At 44.2% G+C, this 24575-nt stretch carries 13 protein-coding genes and 1 pseudogene; 4 read left to right on the plus strand and 10 right to left on the minus strand.

From position 1 onward, the window contains the following. Positions 1 to 7: 7 nt before the first annotated feature. A complete protein-coding gene (locus D9Y29_RS05045; RefSeq protein WP_127125638.1) occupies positions 8 to 1258 on the minus strand; it encodes a hypothetical protein in 1251 nt (416 codons plus the stop codon). A 239-nt stretch (positions 1259 to 1497) separates the two neighbouring features. On the opposite strand from D9Y29_RS05045, the gene D9Y29_RS05050 reads away from it, so the two are divergent. Then, the gene (locus D9Y29_RS05050; protein WP_127125640.1) at positions 1498 to 3846 is read left to right on the plus strand and encodes a hypothetical protein; all 2349 of its coding nucleotides are present in this window, start codon (positions 1498 to 1500) and stop codon (positions 3844 to 3846) included. Positions 3847 to 3898: 52 nt separating this feature from the next. On the opposite strand, the gene D9Y29_RS05055 is transcribed toward D9Y29_RS05050, so the two are convergent. Both D9Y29_RS05055 and fbp read right to left on the minus strand, forming a co-directional pair. Further along, positions 3899 to 4447 carry a CAP domain-containing protein gene (locus tag D9Y29_RS05055; protein WP_127125642.1) on the minus strand — a complete coding sequence of 183 codons (549 nt, stop codon included), beginning with the start codon at positions 4445 to 4447 and terminating at the stop codon, positions 3899 to 3901. A gap of 66 nt (positions 4448 to 4513) precedes the next feature. Then, positions 4514 to 5530, minus strand: a complete 1017-nt coding sequence (fbp, locus tag D9Y29_RS05060; RefSeq protein ID WP_127125644.1) for a class 1 fructose-bisphosphatase — start codon at positions 5528 to 5530, stop codon at positions 4514 to 4516. Between the two features lie 149 nt (positions 5531 to 5679). On the opposite strand from fbp, the gene D9Y29_RS05065 reads away from it, so the two are divergent. Both D9Y29_RS05065 and D9Y29_RS05070 read left to right on the plus strand, forming a co-directional pair. Next, positions 5680 to 6948 (plus strand): aspartate kinase, encoded by a 1269-nt coding sequence (locus tag D9Y29_RS05065; RefSeq protein WP_127125646.1) that lies wholly within the window; start codon positions 5680 to 5682, stop codon positions 6946 to 6948. Between the two features lie 18 nt (positions 6949 to 6966). Next, complete coding sequence (locus tag D9Y29_RS05070; protein ID WP_127125648.1) at positions 6967 to 8748, plus strand: MutS-related protein; 1782 nt, start codon at positions 6967 to 6969, stop codon at positions 8746 to 8748. Between the two features lie 20 nt (positions 8749 to 8768). On the opposite strand, the gene D9Y29_RS27010 is transcribed toward D9Y29_RS05070, so the two are convergent. Further along, entirely contained in the window at positions 8769 to 9008 is a 240-nt protein-coding gene (locus D9Y29_RS27010) for a hypothetical protein (RefSeq protein ID WP_420902507.1), read from the minus strand. A 113-nt stretch (positions 9009 to 9121) separates the two neighbouring features. Between D9Y29_RS27010 and D9Y29_RS05080 the strand changes: the two genes are divergently transcribed. Beyond that, complete coding sequence (locus D9Y29_RS05080) at positions 9122 to 9538, plus strand: RNA polymerase sigma factor (protein ID WP_127125650.1); 417 nt, start codon at positions 9122 to 9124, stop codon at positions 9536 to 9538. Between the two features lie 723 nt (positions 9539 to 10261). Here the strand turns inward: D9Y29_RS05080 and D9Y29_RS05085 are convergent. The 6 genes and pseudogenes from D9Y29_RS05085 to D9Y29_RS05105 all read right to left on the minus strand — a co-directional run bounded on the left by D9Y29_RS05085 (position 10262) and on the right by D9Y29_RS05105 (position 24548). After that, complete coding sequence (locus tag D9Y29_RS05085) at positions 10262 to 14155, minus strand: RHS repeat-associated core domain-containing protein (protein ID WP_127125652.1); 3894 nt, start codon at positions 14153 to 14155, stop codon at positions 10262 to 10264. Between the two features lie 48 nt (positions 14156 to 14203). Further along, positions 14204 to 14800 (minus strand): annotated as a pseudogene (locus tag D9Y29_RS27015) (DUF6443 domain-containing protein); the annotation flags it as partial. A gap of 49 nt (positions 14801 to 14849) precedes the next feature. After that, the gene (locus tag D9Y29_RS05090) at positions 14850 to 18332 is read right to left on the minus strand and encodes a DUF5977 domain-containing protein (protein WP_127125654.1); all 3483 of its coding nucleotides are present in this window, start codon (positions 18330 to 18332) and stop codon (positions 14850 to 14852) included. 412 nt (positions 18333 to 18744) lie between these two features. Next, positions 18745 to 22056, minus strand: coding sequence for an AsmA family protein (locus D9Y29_RS05095; protein ID WP_241237853.1), 3312 nt, complete (start codon positions 22054 to 22056; stop codon positions 18745 to 18747). Between the two features lie 96 nt (positions 22057 to 22152). Then, entirely contained in the window at positions 22153 to 22947 is a 795-nt protein-coding gene (locus tag D9Y29_RS05100) for a hypothetical protein (protein ID WP_127125656.1), read from the minus strand. Positions 22948 to 23018: 71 nt separating this feature from the next. Next, a complete protein-coding gene (locus D9Y29_RS05105; RefSeq protein ID WP_127125658.1) occupies positions 23019 to 24548 on the minus strand; it encodes a hypothetical protein in 1530 nt (509 codons plus the stop codon). Between the last annotated feature and the right edge of the window lie 27 nt (positions 24549 to 24575).

Genomic DNA, 24575 nt, shown 5'->3' on the forward strand with positions numbered 1-24575 from the left:
ATCCTTATCAAATTCCGAATTCTTGTCCATTCACAAATTTCATTCGCCAGTTGCAACCTTCTATTACATCGTAAGTTTGGTATTTATGGTCCATTGCGAGTATGAATCTTACTCTAAACTTATTTACATCGTGGTCCCGCAGGTACCGGAGCAGGTAATCGTAGGTGGAATCAGATATTACAGAATATATGCGTACTACCTGCGTTTTGCCGGGCAGAATGGTCAGTTGTTTATTTTTCCATTTTTTTCCTGCATCGATATTGAACACAAAATCTCCCGGAAATCCCTGGACCTGCTGCAACAACTTTATAGAATCTGCATTCAGGTTCAGCCGGAGCGATTGATAATAAGGCATGTTCAGTGGTAATGTAGAATTATTACTAATGGCGATCGCTGTTTTAACTATGTATTTTTTCTTACCGGCAATTTTTGTCCTGAACAAAATTGCAGCGCCCGGTGTGATGCCTGATCCAATAACAACCAGGTCTCCAGGTTCCTTCACTTCAGGCTTTTTATTTTTATGAACAAGCTGGCTCTTAACTTTTGTGGGTTCTGCGCCAACAACCATTCCATTGTTATAATACCTGGTAATCTTATAAGCCCCCATAAGCAATATGAAGAAAAACAGTAAGGTCACCAGTCCTCTTGCACCCACTTCTTTATAAACCCTTTTGGAAAATCCCCGGAGTGGCCATAAAGCTACCAGGAACAGATATTCGGAAAGCGGGAGACCGAAAATGCTTTTCTTTCCCAGGTAATTGGGCACATGAAATACCTGCTCAAGTTTGATCAGAAACAATCCTGCGAGGTAACGGAATGCAATATAATTCAGGATTACACTAAATGCGAGTGTAGTAACACCGAGCATATAAGTTTGCTGTTCCCGGTCACCCGCCTGCAAAGAAAAAATGATGATCACCCAGCCTGCTGTTGTGAACATGATCGATGTCCAATATCTGGCAAAGATCGATTGAATGGAATTCTGCTCCAGGTATGTACTGGTTCTGAAATAAGTTTGGTGCAAACTGATTTCTACGCTGGGCGAAGAAAATAAAGGTAGATAGTTGAGTAGCAAAAAGAATGAGGCGCCGAAGACCAGAAGATTCATGGCAGGAGCAGAAAGATCGAGGCTGTTCCTGCGATAGGGAACAGCTCTGGACGAATTACGATAAGTCAGGTCAAAGACATTCAAACACTCCATCAAAAAGCCGACTTTGTCGATCGATGTTTGCGGTTGGTTTTGATTATAATGGCTCATAAGAATCGTTTTTGAGGGTTCACAATTCATGATAAAATTCATAAAACCTACATTCGCAGAAAAAATTTAATTGAGTATAACTTGCTGATAATTATAACTATAACCACATTTTGAGAATTACCCCAATTCATGTGGGTTTTCATTTGGGAATTAAATTGTTATGTTTGGGAACTCAGTTGTAAAGTCCAACTCCTACTCCCTTTATTAACAGTCACTAATCACCAAACCATTACGCTCTTATGGGTACTCACAATAGTGAGCGGAAAGAAATTTCCCTGCCTCAAAAATTTGAGAACTTTAGGAAAGAAGCTGACAAAGTATTGAAGAAGCGGAAACAAAACTGGACTGAAGAGATTGGCAAAATCAAGAGGAGAAAAGTTCCTGCTTCCGATACAAGAAAGAGCCAGTTGAAGACTTCAACTGGCAGAAAAAAGAACGGAGAATCCTTCAACAAATCAACCTTTGCGAGATATTATAGTGCATTGAAAAGGTGGAACAAATTAGGAGAGGACGACCAGGAATTGCTTACGCTTTTTTTCAACGACCTGATGGAGCAAGGTTCAAGAGAATGGAAACTTATAGACAACAGGGATGGAACATTCCGGGCATTGCAAGACAGCAGGAGCAGGTATCTCCACGCTTCCCATTATCTCTGTTATTACTGGCTGCACGATAATTATGCAGAGAAAGAACGTCACGGCATTTCTACCTCTTATTTCAGTTTCCATTATAACGATAAACAATACCCGCAATTTGCCTGGATGGAGTTCTATGAAGAATTGAAGAAAAACCCATCCTTCAGGTATGCACCGGAGCTATCCACCACCCTGGTCACTAATGAACCAGATATATCTTACTTCGGTCAATCGATGATCGTGCGCATGGAAGGACTGGATAATACCGATATAAAAGCGCAGTTCACTTTTTCCATGAATCAGAAAATGAGCATGGGAAAAGACTTACCTAAAAGTATCAAAGGTACTTACAGCACAGTAGCACATATGTCTGCCACCGGTGAACCCATGGCAGGACTGCTCTACCTGAAGCAGGTGGAATCTCCTGACGAAGCCATGGCTGCTATAAGTGACCCCACCCACCAGGTGCCGGATGAAGTATATCATTTCCTGTTCGGCACCAAATTGGTAATTGGCCCGTCCACAAAAGTTCAAAAGACTTCTTACTCGATACAACAGGAGACGAATGAGCTGAAAGACTATGCAGGCGTTTACTTAGGACATATCCTTTCAAAATCAAAATCGGAGAAGCCACTCCTTGAATCTATTGTGGTGGAAGTATTCTCCAATACTATGGCAGTGATCCACGTACCCGACCCAGACAAACCAGAAACCAAAACACGAAAGTATCATGGTAGAATAAGGCTTGTAAAACCATTCAATAATAACCTCATTGGCTCTTTTGACATTTCAAGCGAGTATAGAGTTAGTCGTTTCACCATGTATATTTACAGGCGACTAAAAGAACATTCACATCTCAAAGAGCCGCAGTACTATGGTGTTTATGCCGGCGTCGAGTATAGCTCAGAAGAATTGGTGGCAGGAAGGATCAGGTTGACAAAAAAATCCAGGTCTCCATTAAGAGAAGAGGAAATTAATTCCCTGGTTAAAGCCGAGCCAATCACAGAAACCATTTTGAAGCATGACGAAGATCTTGTACAATTGTTTTCTGGCATGGACCCAAATTTCGATTTCGTTGACACGCTGGTGACCAAACATAACATGCCTGCAGTGAATCACGCCCGCAATCAACCATTTTCTTATTCGGGGAAATATCATATCTATGAGCTGTCTCACAATCAGACGCATATTAACAGGATACCAGTAGAGATCTTTCCGGATGGAAATTTCGTGATGCAGACTGGCAGGAGTGAAAAGAACCAGCATACGGTCCTGGGTACTGCCCATTATAAGAATGAAAAATTCCTAGCGCTTACAGGATTCGATGCAGAATCGAATTTTCCGGTATCCCATCATTTATTCAGCATTCAGGCCTATCACAAAAATGAGCTCCAGCATGCTTTCGGAGTTTCCACCCAGGTTGCGCCTGATAATATCCCTTCAGCGCATATTAAGATACTTGTTCCTGTTAGCTCAGGAATAAAAAAAGTCTGGTCTGCATTCAGAATAGGCAGCCCTGAATTTAAACATGAAGATGAGTCTTTGAGAGGCCTGCTTACTTGGCTTGGTGGCAGGTACGACCGACTTTTTAAAGCGCCCGGGAGTCCGAACAAGATTTATAGCACCAGGATGTACCAGGAAGACTTCGTAAATATCCATTTTTATGCGGCCTGTTACCAGGCTAAACAAAATAATATCAACAATACGGTATCCCACCTCTACCAGGCTTTCCTGCATGGATTCAATAATATCAGATTATTGGAGACTGAAGCAGGAGAAAACGGTTCATTATATCCCTTGCTCAATGAGGGGGGAATAATCAGGGAATTACAAAATGAGTCCAGTCCAGCCTTCAGAAAAGTGGAAGAGTTGGTTCGAGCGATCAGGGAGCGCCATGAACAAAAGAATGTCTTATCACAAGCTGCAGTAAAAAAAAGGCAGAAGAAAAAATAAACCCGGAAAGATCGCTGATCTCTCCGGGTAATACAATATAGAATTACAGTCTTTATCTCGCAAAGATCTGCGTAAAATACAGCTGGCTTTGCTGGTCCCTCGCCACACCAATTCCTGTAAGCTTATAATTCCCTTCGATATTCTTTTTATGTCCGGGACTTTTCAGCCAACCATCCACCACTTCTTTGGCGGTGTTGCTGCCGAAAGCCACATTTTCCGCAACGGCATTGGTGCCGGGCACTTTGCTGGTAACGATCTTACTCCTGATACTAAACCCTTCGTGCCCCACACTGATCCTTTTGGTTGCCATCGCCATACTGTGGCGGCGGGCTTCAGCTTCTATCGCCAGGTTATTGGTAAGGGCAGACAGTCCTTTCGATACCCGGTGTTTGTTGATCAATACCAGTATTTCCTCTTCCAGTTTGGGCGCGGTGCTGGCGGTGCCAACGGGTTTGGAAGCAGTTGTACTACTACCCGAAGTAGATTTTGCGCCGGATTTGGAAGTAGCTGCAGGTTTACTTGCACAGGCAAAAGTTGCCACCAGACCGAAGCCCAGTAACAAAAACAGGATCAGGCGCACATTCAACAGTTTATTTGTCATTGATACTGATTTTAAGGCTCACCATTCCAATTTCATACCAGAAAACAACAACAAGTTACAAAACTATCAGTACTGCGCCATACAGGCATCCAGTTCGTCCATCATGCCCTTGCTGCCGATGAACAGCGGCGTGCGCTGGTGCAGTTCAGTAGGCACGATGTCCAGGATACGCTCTTTGCCATTGGTTGCACGGCCGCCGGCCACTTCTACGATGAACGCAAATGGATTGCTCTCATAAAGCAGGCGCAGCTTGCCTTTGGGCTTGTCTGTTGTGCCGGGGTACATGAAAATGCCGCCCTTGATCAGGTTGCGGTGAACATCTGCCACCATACTGCCGATATAACGTTGCGTATAGGGGCCGCCGTTATCTTTGGTCCTGCGCTGGCAGGAATCGATATATTGCTGTACACCCTTGGAGTACTGGAAGAAATTACCGTGGTTCACAGAGTAGATCTTTCCCCATTCAGGGCATTTGATATCGGGGTGACTGAGGCAGAATTCCCCGATGCTTGGATCCAGTGTAAAGCCGTTCACGCCACGGCGCGTGGCGTACACCAGCATGGTGGATGACCCATATACCATGTATCCGGCGGCTACCTGCATGCGTCCGGGCTGCAGGAAATCCTCTTTGGTAACCGGCGTGCCCTGCGGCGTTACACGGCGGTAAACGCTGAAGATGGTGCCGATGCTAACGTTCACATCGATATTTCCTGAACCGTCCAGCGGATCATATAAACAAACGTATTTGGAATTTCTACTGACTGCGTCGTCGAAGGCTACAAAATCGTCCAGTTCTTCGGAAGCGATACCGGCGCAACTGATACCATGCTGCAATACGCCGGTGAACTGGTTATTGGCGAAAACATCCAGCTTTTTCACGTCTTCACCCTGAACATTCACGGCCCCGGCATCCCCGAGGATATCTACCAGTCCGGCTTTGTTCACTTCTACATTCACTCTTTTGGCGGCAAGGCCCATATCCCGCAGCAATCCGCTCAGCTCTCCCGTGGCATGCGGGAAATCGCGCAACTGCTGGATCGTAAATTCGTCAAGGGTCAGTACTTTCCTGCTGACAATACTCATAGATGGCAAGTTTTAAAGGTTTGTCGGCCACAAATATAGGGAGTGGCCGCTAATTGGCATTTTCCGGATTGACGAAAGGGTTTTTATCAAAGGTTTACCGACATTTGCCACGGTTAAAACATTCCAACTCATTATTTATCGTTCCAGTTATGAAGGTGTTCAAATTCGGGGGAGCCAGTGTTCAGCAGACAGAAAAGATCCAGAATGTAGCCAATATCATCCGCTCCTACCCTGATCAGCCGACCCTGATAGTGGTGTCCGCCATGGGCAAAACCACCAATGCCCTGGAAAAAGTGACCAAAGCCTTCTTCGAAGGACGGCAGGAAGAAGCCCTGAAACTCTTCGACCTCATCAAACAATCTCATATCACCACCGCGAAATACTTGCTGGTAACGCATTTCAACGCGCTGATGGAGCAGCTCGCCAATTTCTTCACGGAAGTGGAATGGCTCTTACATGATAAGCCTGTGCGCGAATACGATTATTACTACGACCAGATCGTTTGCGCCGGCGAACTCCTCTCCACCGCTATCGTGAGCGCTTACCTCAATGAAGCAGGCATCCCCACACAATGGGTGGATGTACGCGATATCTTCCGCACCGACGATAATTTCCGCGATGCGGCCATCAACTGGGAATATACCAGCCAGCGTGTACAAGATTCCATTATTCCACTTTTCAGGGAAACTAATATTGTACTCACCCAGGGCTTCATCGGTTCAACGGACGAGAATGAGAGCACCACCCTGGGCCGCGAAGGCAGTGATTACTCCGCCGCCGTTTTCGCCAATCTCCTGGATGCCGAAAGCCTGACCATCTGGAAAGATGTGGAAGGCGTAATGAATGCCGATCCCAAACAATTTCCCGATGCACAGTTCATTGCAGAGCTCAATTATGAAGAAGTGATCGAAATGGCCTACTACGGCGCACAGGTGATCCACCCCAAAACCATCAAGCCTTTACAAAACAAAAGCATTCCACTTTTCGTGAAATGCTTTCTCGATAAAGACCTGCCCGGCACCGTGATCCATAATAAAAAAGTACACGGACTGCCGCCCATCATCGTGATGAAAAAAGAGCAGGCATTGCTAACCCTGCAATCCCGCGATTTTTCTTTCGTAGGCGAAAAACCAGTAGCCGATCTTTACCAACTGCTCAGCGATATCAAGATCAAACCCAATATCATCCAGACCGGCGCGGTGAGCATCCAGGTCTGTTTGGACGATAAGCCGGAAAAGATCCAGAAGCTCGCGCTCGATGCTTCTGAATTTTTCGAGGTGCAGGTGGAAAAAGGATTGACGCTGCTCACCGTTCGCCATTACCAGGAAGAGCAATTGCAGAAGCTCACCAATGGCCATCGTATCAAACTGAAACAACAATCACCGGAAACAGTGCAGGTGCTCATGCAACCCGCCTGATCCGTTTAAACCTATTCTATGCAATCCCCCGCAGCATACTACCAGCAAAGGATCCAGGAATTACAGGAACACCTGAAAAAAGTACAGCAGCAACTGATCGGCGTTTCTGTGGCAAGGCTGCTCAGCTTTCTCGGCGTACTGATAGCTGGTTATTACTGGATCAAATCCGATACCGCATTACTGGGTGGCCTGGCATTGCTGATGCTGGTGGTGTTCATCTTTTTTGTAAAGAATGCCTTCAGGTTGAATGAAGAAAAAGCCCTTACCAGTAAACTATTGTTCGTCAACCACAATGAAGCGGGTATCCTTCTACAACAGCAAAGCAAATTCCCCGATGGCCGGGAAGCCGCAGCACAAGCGGGTTATGCGGCAGACCTGGATATTTTCGGCCCCAACTCATTATTTCACCTGCTGAACCGCACCACCACTACGCATGGCGCTGCTGCATTGCAATCAGCCTTGCAAACACCAGAACTGGACCCGCTTGTGATCCGCAACAACCAGGCAGCCATCAAACAATTGTCTGGTCAAACCGAAACGCGTCAACTCCTCACTGCACATGGTTTATTGCACGGAGAAAAAGAGGGGAACCTGCACGAAGTACAACGCTGGCTACAAATGCCCACCCTGCTCTACCAACTGAAATGGGTACGCGCTATTCGTTTTATTATGCCGGCAATCAGCGTTGCAGGTGTGATCGCTTTTCTAATAACCGATATCTACCAATGGCTCCTTCCCGGCATCATCATTTCCTGGATCATAACAGGCAATTTTGCCAAAAGGATCCTCCACCAACACAACCTGCTCAGCAAGAAACAAAGCATCCTTGATCAATACGGCAGCATCCTGCAATTGTTCAGCGAAATAGAGGCCGGAGATTCCAATGTTCTGATAAAAGAAAAAGATACAGCACAGGAAGCGAACAAAGCCATCAAACAATTGTCCAAACTGTCCGGGCTTTTCGATCAGCGGCTCAACCTGCTGGTGAACTTCTTCCTGAACAGTTTCTTTTTGTACGATATCCAGTGCATGTATGCGCTGGACAAATGGAAAATGGTAAACAAGGAGAAGTTCGATCACTGGGTCCATGGCGTAGGCACCATCGAAACCCTGAATTCGCTCAGCAGCTTCACTTTCAACAATCCTGATTTCAGCTGGCCGGAAGTGCAAACGGAAAAGATGATCATCTCCGCTACAGCGCTGGCGCATCCATTGATCCCCGCCAATGAGCGTGTGGCCAATGATTTCACCATCGGCGAACAGGAACAGCTGATGCTGGTGACAGGCAGCAATATGAGTGGTAAGACCACTTTCCTCCGCACCATCGGCGTTAACCTGTTACTGGCGCAATGCGGCGCCCCGGTATGTGCCGGAAAGTTTGTGTTCATGCCGATGAATATCCTCAGTTCCATACGAGTCAGTGACTCACTGCAGGAACATACTTCTTACTTCATGGCGGAACTGAAGCAACTGCAACAGATCATTAAATTCTTACAATCGGCTAACAATCCATCACTGATCCTGATCGATGAGATCTTAAGGGGAACGAATTCAGAAGATAAGACCCACGGCTCCGAACAGTTCATCCGGAAATTGTTGCAGTACCGTTGTTTAACACTTTTCGCAACACATGACCTGGCGCTGAGTGTGCTGGAAGATGAACTGCCTGGGAAGCTCAGCAATTATTGCTTTGAAAGTATCATTAGGGATGGAGAACTGATCTTTGATTATACATTGCAGCGCGGAGTAGCCAAGAATAAGAATGCGAGCTTTCTGATGAAGAAGATGGAGATCATTTAGGTATAGTTTAGAGGGTGTTTTCAACCATTCTTATCATATTCTAATACAGACTCAGTCAACTGCTGGAAAAGATCAGCTACAAACCGCTTGTACGCACCCATCGCTCCTATGCCGTCAACATCAATTTGATCCAATCCTTTTCCGACCAGGAAGTGAACCTGCCGAAAATGCAATTGCCCATCGGAAGAAGCTACAAGGAAGATTTTTTGAAACAGTTCAATTTCAAATGATCCCGCCTGAAAGGTGAACCAGTTGGCCATTCCCTTCGGAAGTTTTATATTTACCGGGCTCTTAATACCTACCATTATCACCTTTCCTGCCCAGGTATCCCTGTTCAATTTAGCCAACAGGTCATTCCTGTCCCAACAACATTATGAGAACAGTCAGCGATAATACACTCTTTGGCCGTATTGCTAAAGGCGACCAGGGCGCATTTTCTGCCGTCTACCTGAAGTATGCAGGTACATTGCATTTTTATGCGCTGAAGCTGCTGAAATCCCCCGCATGGGCTGAAGAAGTGGTGCAGGAGATCTTTTTGCAAATATGGACTAGTCGCGCCAATCTCACACAGGTAGAGAACCCTGCCGCCTACCTCAACCGGATGACGCTGCACAAGGCCATCGACTGGATGCGCAAGCACCACAGGGTTCTATCATCGAATATTAGCAGCACCATTTCGCAGGAACTGATGCCAACTTCACTGAAGAGCAACTCGATTTCAGGCGTAGTTCGCAATAGATTTGTTGTTCACATACAAAATCCCGTTGTTCACCCAGGTTTTGGGAAATGACGACTTGATTGGAGTGTAGTTTTGACCTGTTTCCTGATAGGAGGCTAAACATTTCAATTTTCACATTTCTCAACTGGTATTAAGGGTGGTATCAATGGTAAGTAAGTGGCCGGCGTCTGTAGTAGTACGCCGGTTGGCTGCTGCCATGTTGCTGAATGTTTTCGGTGAAGCCGGAATCTTATTCTCATTTATCAATATCGTTGCATCCCTTCTTATTTAATATACTGATCATACACTTTCCGGTACAAATTAAAGAAGTTGCATTGTCCATTTTCAGGTTCTTCAACATACGGAAGTAAAATAATGAGAATTTCACCCAGGAAAGAATCCTGGTTATACGTGTCTAATACCTCCTTATTATCGATTGTAAGAACAAACCGGTATGAGTCACTCATTGTAATAGTTTTTTTTGATTGATTAGCGCGAATCGAATCAACCGCTTTCTTAAGCACCTTCAAGTCTTTCTCAGAGCTGATAACAAACTCTTTTCTTCCTAAGACCGAGTCTATCTGATCTCCATTTGGGGTACCCACAACGATTGTTCCGGTCCCTTTTCCATCTATTTGTATGATGTTATTGCATGAGAAAGGGCTCTTAATAAGAAGATGGAATTTCATTTCATTCTTATCTGAATTGCTATTCTTCGAGTTAACGGTGTCAGTACATGCAACACATAAAAAGAAAACCAATACCAATCCAGATAATCTCATTTTAGAAAACTCATTATGGTGTATCATATGGTTCATTAATTTGTAATTGTCCTACTACTATTTCATAAGCTACTCTCCTTCGCATTTTATGTTCTGCTCTAAGTCCGTTTTCTGTTGGATACTTTGCTCGTTTATTGCTTGCTGGCCTGATCCATTTGCCAATCCCGTGCGCATACAATTCTTCTTTGGATACAATTTCATAATGTCCATTTCCATCATATCCTAAATAAGTATTGACCCCTTTCCTTTTCTTATCTGATACACGTACTCCGTCGAAATATGAAAGGGAATGAATCAACTCCTGACCCAAGACAAGGAAAAAAGGCTGAGCTTCTGATTCAGTTTCAGTTTCCGACGAGGCCACTTGGACCCGAGGGTTATTTGTTGACATTAGTATGTTGCTATTTGATCCTATTCCATTTTCAGCATTTTCATCATTTTCTGGCGAACTACCTGACCCAGCTTTTCTATTATCCAAATTTATTGTTGCAGTAAAATCTTTATTGTCAATCAGCGCCCTAAGCAGTCCCGTACCTTCCAACTGTTTATTTTTGCTATCACTAACTCGTTTAACTATATCAACACCTCCAGTCTTATTATTGTAGCTAATCCTATCACTGGTTAACATCTGCAAAGCCGCAATTATCATGTCTCGATCTGCTTCAGACATGTTTCCCAAAACTATTTGTTTACCATCTGGGTCCAGATATTTAACAGGATTATTTATTGCATACAAATAAGGAGACCACATCTTATATTTCTCTGACAGAGGGTCTACCACATGCCATCTTCCTATTTGCGCATCATACATCCTGGCCCCATAATCATACCATTCAAGCCCACTTCCATCATTAAACTCTTTTTCTTGCTTTTCTTTTCCATTGTATTCAAACAAATTATCCAGAGTTCCAATTGCCTTTGAACTAACCCCTGCCATCGTCAATCCAAACGGATAATAATGCGTTTCCTCCAGTATAGGCCCACGATTATGCGTTACCTGTAAATTATCAAAGAACACGTCTATATTCGTTGCCTCATTGCTGGTATAAATATACAAATATCCGCTCCTGGATATATTCATATTTGTTCGCGTGTGGAATTGAGTTGTACCGCTGGCGCCGACCTGCTCAAATCCACATTCCCCTGGTACTACCTGAAACTGTTCATCCAGTAATACCCAGTTAACATATGCCTTGGGCTTGGGGTCAGCGGTAGTTTGAGTACCAAGAAAGGATAAGAGGCTTGCATTCAACCCGCTACTAGTTGCCTGCAATTCACCAGCAGCTACTTTTCCTCCGCTGGCTCCTGAAACACTCGCACTCAACAAGCTTAAAAGGTCTATCAATACATTGGAACTATTATTGATTGCTGTACTGGCGCTACTCCAACCACTCGCTACCCGGAAACTATAACTATCACCGGCCATTACTTTCAGCACGATATTAGGACCAATCTTTTGAATGCCGGTGGTATTCTTTACCTGGGCCACTTTTGCATTGGTGTTATACAACGGATCACTGAACCAGGAAGGTTTAGGATATTGCGTATTGTTCAGGTTTCCATAATACACTTCCTCTCCCGTAATTGTTGCTGCTTCAAGGGTAGCAGCGGGATATAAGTCCTGCTTTTGTTCTTCCGTCAATACCATCCTTACATTTCCCAAATGATCCTTCAGCATGTAATCATACTGAAATGTTTCGTCTGGGTTTCTGAAACGGATCCTTCCTTCCTCCATTCCGATGAACTGCAGTTTTCCTGAATAATTCAGGGTGCTCAATGATGCATGACTATATTCCTTACTCTCATATACCCCTCCACCAATATAAGTAGTGGTGGTAGTGATATTAGTGGTATAACCATTGACCGTTGCATTATTTTCAAGCGTTGTTTTTTTCAGCTTATTCCCCATTGCATCGTAGGAATAAGTAATCGTTCCTTTGGTAGCGTTATTTCCGTAGCCGAATCTAACCGTAATAACAGTTGGTAAATTCAGATGATTGTATATGATCCCCTCATTGGATTGATTACCTATATTCTTATTATGATCATTAATCATGCTTCCATTGACATCATAGATATAGTCGTTGCTGGCAGCATTATCTCCATCTCTAAAATCGGCTGATTTATAATCCGCCGTAATAGCATCAGTAACCCTTAATAGCTTATTGCTATTGGAGCTGTACGTATAAGTTAGTTTGTCAATTGCGACGGGCGTCTGGCCGATAACAAATCCCTTATGCGTCATTTCAAGTATATTACCGTTAGCATCATAAGGAATAAAACCATTATTTGCTCCGGTATTACCACTGACAGTAAAGTCCATTTCCGAGTTTACATAACTTCCACCGGAAGCAGCATTGATATTCTGTGTATAATCGGCAGTCCCGAGCCTGTTAGCCGCATCATACCGGAATTCGTATTTACGGCGAACCTGATCTCCTGCACTCTTCCAAACTGTGCCCAGGATATTACCATTAAATTGCTGAGGGTGAGAATATGCAGAACCTCCAAAACTTTGGGATTTATCATAGCTTAGCTCATAACCAAAATAGGAGGACCTAAAGTTCGCATCGCCTGTGTTCCTTATATAATCCCTGTTGGCTCCCAATAACCATCCCCTGATATTATAGTCGAATGAATGAGTTTCCAGGCCATTTCCTGAATTATACCCGGGGGCCAGTTTCTTTTTCTTTACCTGATTTAGTGCATCATATTCCAACTTTGCAATTTCATTTTGTACGCCTCCTTTCCAGGCGCCGGCAATTTTACTGTAAGGAGTCTTTTTTGTACTGATCAACCGGCCCAGCTCGTCATATATCAACTCCGTTCTGACCAGTTCTGATCGAAGAGTCCCAAAATTTGTTTCGGATAGAGAAATTCGCAGCAAAGGTTTTCCAATAAAATCATATTGTGTGGTTACGTAATCGTTGGGGCCTGTTATATTCTGACTGATCGACTGGATCACTCTTCCTTTATCATCGTAGTAACTGATACTGTACAAATAAGTACTGCTGCCGAGCACTTTGACCTTTGTACCGGTAGGTAGCCCTTTTATTGCAGCACTCTGTGTAACAGCCTGCGGATATGGAAATGTAGTATTACTGGCAGTGAGTAAATAATTATCATGAGTTGTATTTCTTGAAGCACTAAATGGATTACTATGACTGCTTAGCCAATCATAGTTATCAAAAAAGGTTTGTGTCATCAGTTCCCAGTAAGTGGCTGAAGGTGTTGCTGTGGAAGCAAATGGATAGTCTGAAAATGAAGCGGGAATTGGCGTGGGCGATGCAGCTGCACGATGTTGCGCAAAGGTACGGTTGGCAACACCTCCGATCGTGTTATTGTTAGTCATCAATCCTGTCATCACAGGGCGATTCAGATTATCATATAAAGTCACCATCCACTTTGCCTGGGGTGTGGCTGCACGCATCTTTGCATCCTGCACCATTACCAGCCGGTTCCTGCTATCGTACACCATATACACTTCTCCAGCACCCGGAACCTTCTTTACGATCATCCGGTTACGTTCATCATACTCGTACCTGAAACATTGTTCTGCCAATATCGTAGGATCAGTCAGCAGCCAGTTGCTTTTGATAACTTCCACACCTTTGGGTTGTACCACGCATCTCAGGTTACCCAGGTCATCATACAAATAATAAGTACACAACCAATCCGCTGTGTGCCCTACTCCTGTTCCTGCATCACCTGTTCCGCCAACCTGGGCTTTCTTCAGGATCAATTTTCCATCTTTATCCATGAATTCGATGATCTGTGTATTGTGCTCATCCACCGTTACATTTTTATGCAATACGCCGGCTGGATATGCGGCAGGACTTGCATACGCACTGAAGTTCCCTATTGTTGCATTGGGTGTAACATTCCATAATCGTACATCATCATTCACAGTATTTGTCCAATATTTTGTTTTAACCGATCTCCTGTTTGTTTCCAGTATTTGCGCTTCAGTGCCAACCCAACTAACTCCCGGTGCAAACTGTTCCAATGGTCTGTTCAATGGAGATGCTTCAAAATTAACCTGGGCATACCCCCAATTTTTACCGGCAGTTACTTCACCTGTTTGTTCAGCGAGATAAGCATTGTAAAAAGCCTGTTGCTGCTGGAAGGGGTCAATTTTGAAAAGCCCGTTATTAGCTATTGTGCTGATACCGGTTATACTGGCCGGAGTAGGCAGGTATTTAAATCGTTCCCTTCCAAATTCATCATATTCGATCATGCTTACCATATCAACAGCATTGGCAGCTGAAGAAGGATTTCCAGGATCCGTAATCAGGGAGCCTTTCTTCACAACAGTTTGTATCGGTCTGCCCAACCCATCCAAATATTGCGTTGTAATCTTAGCTACCATTACATCCGCAGTTATCACAAGGTCATGAGGGCTCGTTACAGGTTTTACAGCATCCCATGTTCGCACATAGTTCACCGAAATGCCGGTATTGTACGCCGCTGGTAACGTACGGGGCGATTGAGCAAATAAAAACGCGGGCATACCTATTGCGAACATTAACAGAACAAATCTTTGACTAGTCATAGTAATTCAATTATTTATTCGATGACTAACAGAATATATTTCACGATCTCTACATACCGGTATAGGATCCGGATAAATACAGAGTTTGACCAATAGGCAAAGCTGTACCCGCGGTGATCCTTCCGGTAATGATTCCCGTTTGCTCAAAAATGATCTGATAGGTACGCCCAGCTATCGTATATGTAAACGTGGTATTCTGCGCCGGCTTGCAGCCATTCAATATCCCAATAGTATAGGTAGTAAGGGGATACATTAAAGACGTACTGGAAAAAACCCAATTGAATGTTACAGTACTCCCCGATTTGGTAACATTTACCATTTGAGCGGAATAGCCGTTTGCCATATTAATACCACAAACCTGTATACAACTACCATTGGCATTGGCAAAATTCTGGCCGTTTGCATTGACATCGTCGATCGCCAACTGATTCGCATAAGCCTGGCTGATAGTAGAAGCATGCGTTCCGGCAGGAACAGTATAGGTTACGCCGTTTCCAGTATAACCGGCTCCACAATTGTCACGGGTAAAAAAACCGCTCTGCTCCTGATTGGTAAAAACCGGCATTCCACAGTCTTCCACCTCACCTGCATAATTATAACAGATCCGTTTCAGGATATTTCCATTGTGATCTTTCACCAAATGCAAACGGTTAAACAGATCATACTCATAATAAGTGTTCAATCCTTTTATGTCTGTTGCCCTTGTTATTCCTGAGAGCGGATTAAAAAGATAGGTTTCAATCTGAACCAAAGGATTGGAGTTGAGCGCTGCCCTTAAATTCGTAAGCTGTGTAATGATCTGGGATTCCGAACCATTATTAAGTATCGAAGTATCAAATAATGACTTGACTGTATTCCAGTCTGATCCTATGATCTTTGCAACCGGGTATTGAGCATTATACCCCCATACAAATACCTCCTTTACATTCGTAGCAGATTGCCGTTCCAGTATATTTCCCTTTTTATCGTAGAGATTGAACTTCAATAAGGTCTCTAAAGGAAAATTTTTTAAATTCGACTCTATTGAACCTGGCACGAACACATTTCCTGTTGTGTTGGAATAATTTGTTCTTGTGAATTGTAATAAATTATTATCAATGCTATCCCTTTGCTCCACAACCGGGCTGATCATATTCCGCTGAAACATACTCTGGTAAACCGTAGTGGACAGGAAATCAAAAGGATATTTAAAAGAAGTTTTTAAAGCTTCATTTTTGCTGTTAACAACTATTTTTTTTACCGGCAGGAAATAGGTTCCGTGATAAGTAAAATTGGTCTCGGTTGTAATACTGTTTCCACCTCCGCTATAAACAATCTCTGTTGTCCTTATCAGATCCGTTCTTCCTGTATATGGATAATAATTTCTTCTGGTATATATAACGTAATCCTCCTCGTTTTTTTGGCCAGTTGGCGATGTAATAAGTGAAATATGGCAATCACTATTACAAAAGCCACTCCCGCATTCATAAGGCCCTGCCAGAGTTGCTACTTTCATTGCCTTAAAGTAGGGGCTCTTTACTTTTATCTTTTTGATATCATAATCATAGGTAACTTCCTTTAAAAGATTGTCCTGATCATCATAGTATCTTTGCCTTTTGATCAAACCGTCTGCCCAGTCTAAATAAGGTATTGGCAAATAAGGATAACCTTTAACATACTCCGGATCAAAGCCACCATTGTACAATGTTCTTCCTTCGTTTTGAAAATTACTTACAACCTTGCCTAACTTTGTTGTACCCCTGATCCTGGATACTGTAACTTCATCGTAAGTGGCAGGGCTACCACGAACCTGCCCTAATGTAACATTAGAAAAGCTGGAATAAGCCTGAGAATAAGTTAATCCGGTCAGTTCGTCCCTCATTGCAAAACCATATACATACATTGGAGAAGTAGCGGTTGCCAATGAATAAGTATATTCTGTTGTTATATCGTTGACATGAGATATCCCATCAAAATCAATGGTCTTTGCAACCCTGATACCCCCGACGTAACCGATAGACCCAAAATTGGTTTCATATTCAAAACTGGTGGTGCCCCCAGTTGGATAGGTAATTTTATTGAGCGTGCCATTTTTTGCATAATACTGACTTGAACTTCTGTTGGCAGTCAACAAGTATTGCGCAGGTATTAAAGTGGTATTACCAGTTTCTCCATTGTAAAAACCCCAATGATCCTGAGCATTGGAGAATCTGCCCGGCGGGTTGCTTTCATAACCAAACTTATACAAGGGTAAGATTTGAGATCCACTTACTTTCCTGATTGAATCCAGGACCAACCTACGATTATAATAATCATTCGTGCGTGCTGCATCATAAGCAACTCTGCCCGATGTTCCGAAGTAAGAGTGAAACAGTTGATATTGACAAACCGGGTTATTATTGTTCTTTACAATTATTTTCTTTAACGCACGCGGGTTACCATTGATATCCATATCAAGCCTTGCAATCTCACTATCATATTCAAACTCTATCGAAGTATTATTGGGAAGTTTTACAGTTCTCACTCTCATTTCATTGGGAATATACCCTCCTACATCACCATGATATGCGGTCGATTTAGAATAAGTATTAAGAGGAGAACCAATAGGCCCATAATAAAAAGACTCTCCCATATCCGCTTGATATCTCAACACTGCACCCTCATAAGTAAAACTCATGCTATCTGTTCCTGAAGGAGAATAAACCTTAGTTAAATACCATGAGCTTACATCTTTGTTAAACCCGCCCAAAGGGCAACCTAAAGGATTCACCGCCTGCCACGAACAAGTCTTGATCTCATAATTATTAAACTCCTGGTCCTTGAAAACATATTGAGCGCCCACGGGTGTGGTTATGATAAATCCTGGTAGATTATATCCAGCTATCCGGGATATTCGTAAATTAGTCTGTGGCATTTGTAAAATGCTATCATTCTTTCCGATTATGAACTTTCCTGAATAGCCTTCAAAACTGTATGAGAATACATCAAATTGACCATCAAATACCCCCTTGTACAAATCCACTATTTTATAGAATTCCGATACATTCTCTATGCAATCTGGTTGGCCATTGCAAGGCAAATTATCAGAGTGACCTGCATAACTCCCTACACTAAACCATTGCGTACATCCTCTGACTTTCATTACCGGGCCCGATCCGTCTGGTAGTGTGTCAGAAGTTGGAAAGCTTGAGCCCAAAGGATTGAAATCTGCCAACCCATAGATCGTTCGAGAAATAACTCCTCCTGCATTCAATGCCCAACCCAAACCCACATTCGATGCAACATCTGCCACTCTTACACCACCAGCATGGTAACGCAAGGCAACATTCAACTTCAATTTATTTGTACTCCCTTCATACTTAAACAAGGGAACATTTATATCAGGAATACCTGTGAATAAGTCAACCGGCGTTTCACCAAACCTTTCTATGGCAGCTGCATTCGGCGATGGAGGAATAACGCTTCCAAACTTTACTGATTGCTGGCCCTGAACTAAATTGGAAATCGTTAAAAAAGTTATCAATCCTACTAAATAGAATGACTTATTAAACATCTTAATTGAATTAACATGTCAATGGAATAATAGCATCCTTCCGCATACAAAGCATGCGGAATATTTAGAGTAAGTCCAGCTGATTGTTAAACATTTACATCGAACTGGAATTTGCAGGGCTGGTTCTTGTAGTTTGAAAGAATAATGTGGAAGGCTTATCCGGACAATGATTTCTTTGCAAGGAGCGCTTGTTTACCTGGGGAAAAGCATATTGCCAGGAAGAGGGATTTTTTTCTCATAACGATAGGTTTAGGTTTATGTAAGTAAAATAGTAAATTTCACTTAATATAAATTTTTCATTTCTGAAAAATACATAAAACCATTTAGTGATTCCCTGCTTTCTATCAAAGAAAAAACCACAGGATCATTCCTATGGTCTTATTAAATCGATTTGTTATTAGTTGAGCAACAATTACTTCTTCCTCTTATCCTTCCCCAACCCGATCTTATAATCATCCGGCGTTCCGGTGATCTTAATATTCATAAAACGAACCCGTTTGTCTTTATCCCTGTACTCGATATCATCCACCTGATCAAGATCCACTTCTTCCTGTTTCTTTCCGCCGAACAACGCTCTGAAACCCACCTGCGTCACCATTTTCAGCGGGATGCGCATATAATATTCCATTTTCATGTCCAGCGATTGCTTACCTGATATTTCCATGAACCCAAGCGAAGAGTTGATATTCATACTGGGAATATCCAGTGTTCCATTGGTGAAGGTGAGTACATTTTTCAGTGTATCGAAGCGCACCATGCGCAGGTTCTTGTCTTTGAAATATCCGCTCATGGCCTGCATGGGCGCAAAGTCAACCAACGTGCCATCGCGTATCTCCACATCCAGTTCGGCTTTGGAATCGTTGATGAGCGGCACCAGGTCCGGGTGTACCTGTACATGGCTCCTGATCTTGCCCGTTAGTCTGCCTTTGATATTCTTGTTGATCACGAGGTCCTGCCCGAAGTGATCCAGCCGGATCATCATTTTTTCCAGGTCCACGTCATTCACGGTGATCCTGCTTCTGAAAAAGATCTTATTGGGATTAGCTCCATTGAGATAGCCCCTGATGCCCATGCTCCCATCCGCTACATTCATACCCATTGTATCTATATGGATCATATGATCTTCCTGCATACGCAGGTGCGCAGTGATCTTTGAAATGCCCAGTCTTTTGTAACGGAGTCTTCCCACTTCCGCCTTCACTTCAAAATCAGAGAAGGGGATCATGAAAATATTGAATGCCTTTGCATGGCCGGTAGTATCGGGATTGCCTGCCTGGCTGATTACTGGTTTTTGAACACCAGGCTGGAGTACCGCATTGGTGACCACCGGTGCATCGGAAACAGGTGCTGGTGCAGACCTGAAAGCTGCCATGGATTCAAAATCCATGCGCATCAGTTCATTGGCATCCAGCAGACGTGATTTGAAATAAAGAAAATTGGTCTTCTGCCTGAATTTGGGGTTATCGCCAGTGTAGTAGCGGAGATTGAGATCGAAATCAGTCCTACCGATCTTTCCTTTGAATGTATCCAGTTTGAGGATCTTACTGCCATACATCAGGCCGCCGCTGATGCTGTCCAGTTTGAGGCGATGCTTTTCCAGGGAGCCGGATATATTCGCGATTTTCACTTTTGCAAATTTGAAAACGGAATCATACCGGAGATCGGCTTTGGCGCGGAGCCAGATATTGCTACCGATCTCCTGCTGATAGCTCTCGCTCACCCAGGTTTTGCTCACGGGGCCCAAAAGATCCTTCAACGCCAGACGGGTAGATTTGAAATCGAATGCCACCTGCGTTTTTCCTTTCTTCACCGGCTGGAACCAGATGGGATAGTTCAATACCCTGCCTTTGAGCAGCAGGTCAGAGCTATCGATCATGCCCGTGAAATTACGAAGCAGCAGCGCCGTGTCATTGATACTAACGGTAGCGCCCAGGTGATGAAATACATGCGGATATTTTTTGAAAGATGCTTTCAGTTCTCTCAGCTCAAATACGCCGCGCGGCAGCGGCCTGGGATGGCGCAGCTCCTTCACGGTGGTGGCCAGCTGCACGGAGATGCCAAATCCATTGATCTCTTCCTGCACCCTGTTGGCCTTTGCTGTATCGTGCGCAAACAGGTCTTTCATCGCAATTTTATTGCTGTGCAAATTAAGTGCGAGTGTTACAGGTTTCTCGTTTTCGTGTAATACAGCCAGCAGATCACTGAGCATGCCATTGGCGCGGAGATCGGAATTACCCACTTTCAGACGGAGCGTATCCAGGACTATTTTTCCATTGCGCATCTCTGCATGAAGGTTCATGTCGCGCACAGGATGCGGGTAGTTGGGGATGCGGAAACTAAGACCGGTTACGGTTAGTTCGCTCTGTACGCCTTCTTTCAGTTTATGCAAAGCTTTTTCCGGCAGGTTGAGATCGGTGAGCTCTTTGAAGTTCATATCCAGCTTAACGGTGCCAGTGATATGTTTGAGATCGGGGATGCCGAGAAATTCACCCACGAACTGCAGTTCGAGAATCGATTTCAGCTGCATCATCACATGCGGATCGGTAAAGTCCCGCACTACGAAATTGCCATCGAACACCCCTTTCCCCGGTCTTGCACTCACATTGGCCATGCGCAGCTCGGAGGTTTTCAGGTTGTGTTCTTTTCCATTTGTATAGAATCCGGCAAAGCCGAATTTGTCCACTTTTTTATCAGCATTGGTATTGTGGAACCAGGCGTCTTCCAATCCGAAGTTGAGTTCAATGAGGGGTAGTTGCCCTTTTGCGAAAATGCCTTTCACTTTTCCATCGAAATAAAGCCGGCCATCATACTTGAATGGTTTCAATATTTCTTTGATATTGTCTGGAATCAGAGCAGACACAAATTCCATATCCGGCTTATTACCTTTCACGGCCAGGTCCAGCTCCAGCGCTTTGTTGAGTGCAGCTGCAGTGCCGGTGAGGGACAGTTCCGCTTCTTCCAGTTTGATGCCCCCTTCTGACAGTTGCAGGAATTTCTTTTGCTTATCATAGCTGACCAGAAAATCAAGTGCTATTTTCTTATGTCGGAAGAATGTAGTATCGGTTGGACTGGTAAGATCCAGTTCCAGGCTGGTTTCCAGGCCCACCTGAATGGCGGCGCTATCGGTCTTGAAACTGGAACTGAGTTTGCTGATGATGGCATTGTAGTAGCGGCCATCGGTTTTATCGAGGAAAGAAATATTCAGGTCTTTCAGTACTGCTTTCTTTAGATCGATCTGCAATGCAGCTGCTGTATCAGGTTCAGAAGAAGTGGTTGAGTCTGAACCGGGATCCTTTGCCTCCATCAAATTGAATTGTCCATTTTTTTCCCTTACCAGGTTCAGCTTCCCTCCTTTCAAAAAGATGCGGCGCACATTGTATTGTTGCCGGAAGAGATCCGGCAGGCTGAAGCCCACGTATAATTTTTCGGCTTCATAAATGGGTGTGCCGGTTCGTGATTTATCCGGGAAGAATCGAAGCTCATGCAAAGCGATGGACACATTGGGCCAGTTCCTGAAAAGATCGATACTGCTTTTTTTGATAGCGAACGCTCCTTTGAATTGTTTGTTGAGTTCCTCAACAGCCATATTGGTGATGCGCTGCTGCTGTGTGAACAGCAGCACTACTGCAATGATCACGAGCAACAGGAAACTGCCGGAAACAATCATCAGTGCTCTCAGTATACGTTTCGCTATGCTTCTCTTTTTCTTTTCGGGCATGGACATACGTTATGGGACTGTTTAACAATGTATAACGTTGCATCGCCCGGTTTATGTTCAAAAAACCATTAGGATTCAATTAAAAATAACATTTCCTGCCGGTTACAATTCAACCCTGGGCCAAGAAAGCGCCAATTCCCAGGTAAGCGAGCCGGTTTGCGGATCTTCAATTGTAACCGGGGCCAGGATGGAATGCTTGTTCTTATTGGCCGCCAGATAACCTTCGGGCTGTAATTCAACCAACACTTCTCCAGTAACGGCATCCACTGCCTGAATATGGATATTCCTCGCAAATTTGGGAGCAACCGGGCTCGGGCTTCTTTTGAAGTAAAGGATCTGGATATCCAAAGGCTGGCTCATTTCTCCATATCCGACATTTTCAAATTTCTCTTCAAGCTCTTTCAGGTTTATAAAAGTATTCACAGAATCCCTGAACAGTTTAAAATGCACTCTTCTTTCCACACCATTCTTCCTGATCTTGTTAACAAGCTGGATACGAAGATAATCGGTGGGTACGGGCTCTGTATTGCCCTGCTCCTGAGCAATGAATTGCCTGATGCCAAGAGTATTATCCACCAGTACTTTGAAGGAGTTCAGGTTCTGCGGCTGAAAGGTAGAGTCCAGGTAAAGTTCACCACTGACGGCATCTTTGATGTGCAGTGTCATGGCATTGCCACCGGCCTGCTTTTGCAGCAGTTTACTTACAGACACGCCCGGATCCAGCAAACCAAGTTCCGCATCATTGATGAAAACGGTCATTTGTGGTACATCGGAGAAGAGCATGCTTTCAACAGCCACTTTTGTATAAGCAGGCGTTTCTATTTCGGTCCCTTTTTTGCATCCGGCAAAAACAATAATAATGGAAAGAAAAGTGAAAAGAAAAAATTTCTTGTACATAAAAGTTTTGGGTTGATATGAAGTGGTTGGGTATCGCTACCCAACCACCTGAATAAAGCGGAACTGAAAGATTAATCTTCAAAAATGGCCCAGTTCACTGCCCAGTCATCACCTGAGTTGTTGCTGAATGCACCAACATAGTTCAGGTTACTGAAGGAGAAGGAACAAACATTGGGCAACCCGGGGAAACCGCAATTGGTGAAACCAAACCCTGCTGAGGTAGACAATGCAGGAGATGTGGACTGAGGGCGGTAGAACCCGGTTGTGCTGCGCAGGAACGGACTAACCAGCTTGATGTCCAGATTTGCATTGGCATTGATATACTCTTTGTTTTCCTGGAAGAGTGTATCACTGCAACCAGTTGAAGAAGTATACAATGCTTTTGTACGGAACTGTGCGCTGGAGAACGGAGTACCGCTGGTTGTGTAAGCGCCGAGGCTGTTATACGCATGCACCAGGTTCCTTTTCAGAGAATCCAGTACCTGTGTTGGATAGGTCCCAAGATATTTGGTTTGGGTAGCGGAACCATCCAGGTACAAACCTTCCCTGAATCCGAGAACAATAGAGTTCTGCAGCATGAAGCCTGCATTCCTGCGCCAGTGATTACCCCTTCCCCTGTTGCTTGAATTGGCAAGTGTTGAACTGCTGTAGCCAATGAGGGTGAGGTTGGAAATTACCGGACGTGTTTCGATAGTAGTTACAGTACCGCCGGAGTTGTTATCAGATTCAATACCATTTGAAGTGCTGATATCCGCGCGGCTTTGATCTGCCAGACCCAGCGCCCACTGGATATGACCTTTAAAGCCATTGTCGAAATCGAACATGTCGTCAAGCGGGTCTACCGCAATCAGGTGCTTTGCGTTCACAGTGCCGCCAAACCATTCGAATGCATCATCATTGGCTTTGAATACTTCCACATAGTCGATAGTAGTGCCGCAACCTACACCTGCCATGGTGAGACCATTGATCTCGTTGTTGTCTGACAGCGGGAAACCGGCATACTTGATCACCACATACTTCAGGATCCCTGAGTTGTCGTTGTCTGTGGTGCCGCCATAAGTAGCATCGGCGGGTGGATTGTTGGGAACACCTTCCACAATGTTACCTGTTCCGTTGTTGGTGGAAGCACGGCCCAGGAGAACTACACCGGACCAGTCGCCGGAAGCAGGGGTCTGAACGCCATCTTCCCTGTAAGAAGTGAAGGTGATGGGGCAGGTTTCTGAACCTTCAGCATTGATCTGAGAACCTTTGGTAATGATGAGGCCACCACCAGGGACACGGGGATTGCTTGACAGGTTACCGGGAAGACCACGAATGATGGTTCCGGGATGAATGGTCAGTGTACTGTTGCCTGACACATACACCAATCCATCAAGATACCAGATAGTGTTGCAATCAAGTGTCTTGTTTGCAGAAATCACTCCACGAAGTGTGTCTACATTGGCATACGTACAAGTGTCGCAGGATGCCACCATAGCTCTTACAGGCTGGTCATTTCTGATTTCTTTGTCTGCATTTTTTTTACAGGACGCAATAGCCAGCACCGCCAGGGCGCACATAGCCATAGCCGAAACAAAGCGAATGTTTGTTCTTTTTTTCATAACCCAATTTTTATTTAAGAATAAGGA

Origin of the sequence: Pseudoflavitalea rhizosphaerae (assembly GCF_003991355.1) — a bacterium.
Taxonomy (GTDB): domain Bacteria; phylum Bacteroidota; class Bacteroidia; order Chitinophagales; family Chitinophagaceae; genus Pseudobacter; species Pseudobacter rhizosphaerae.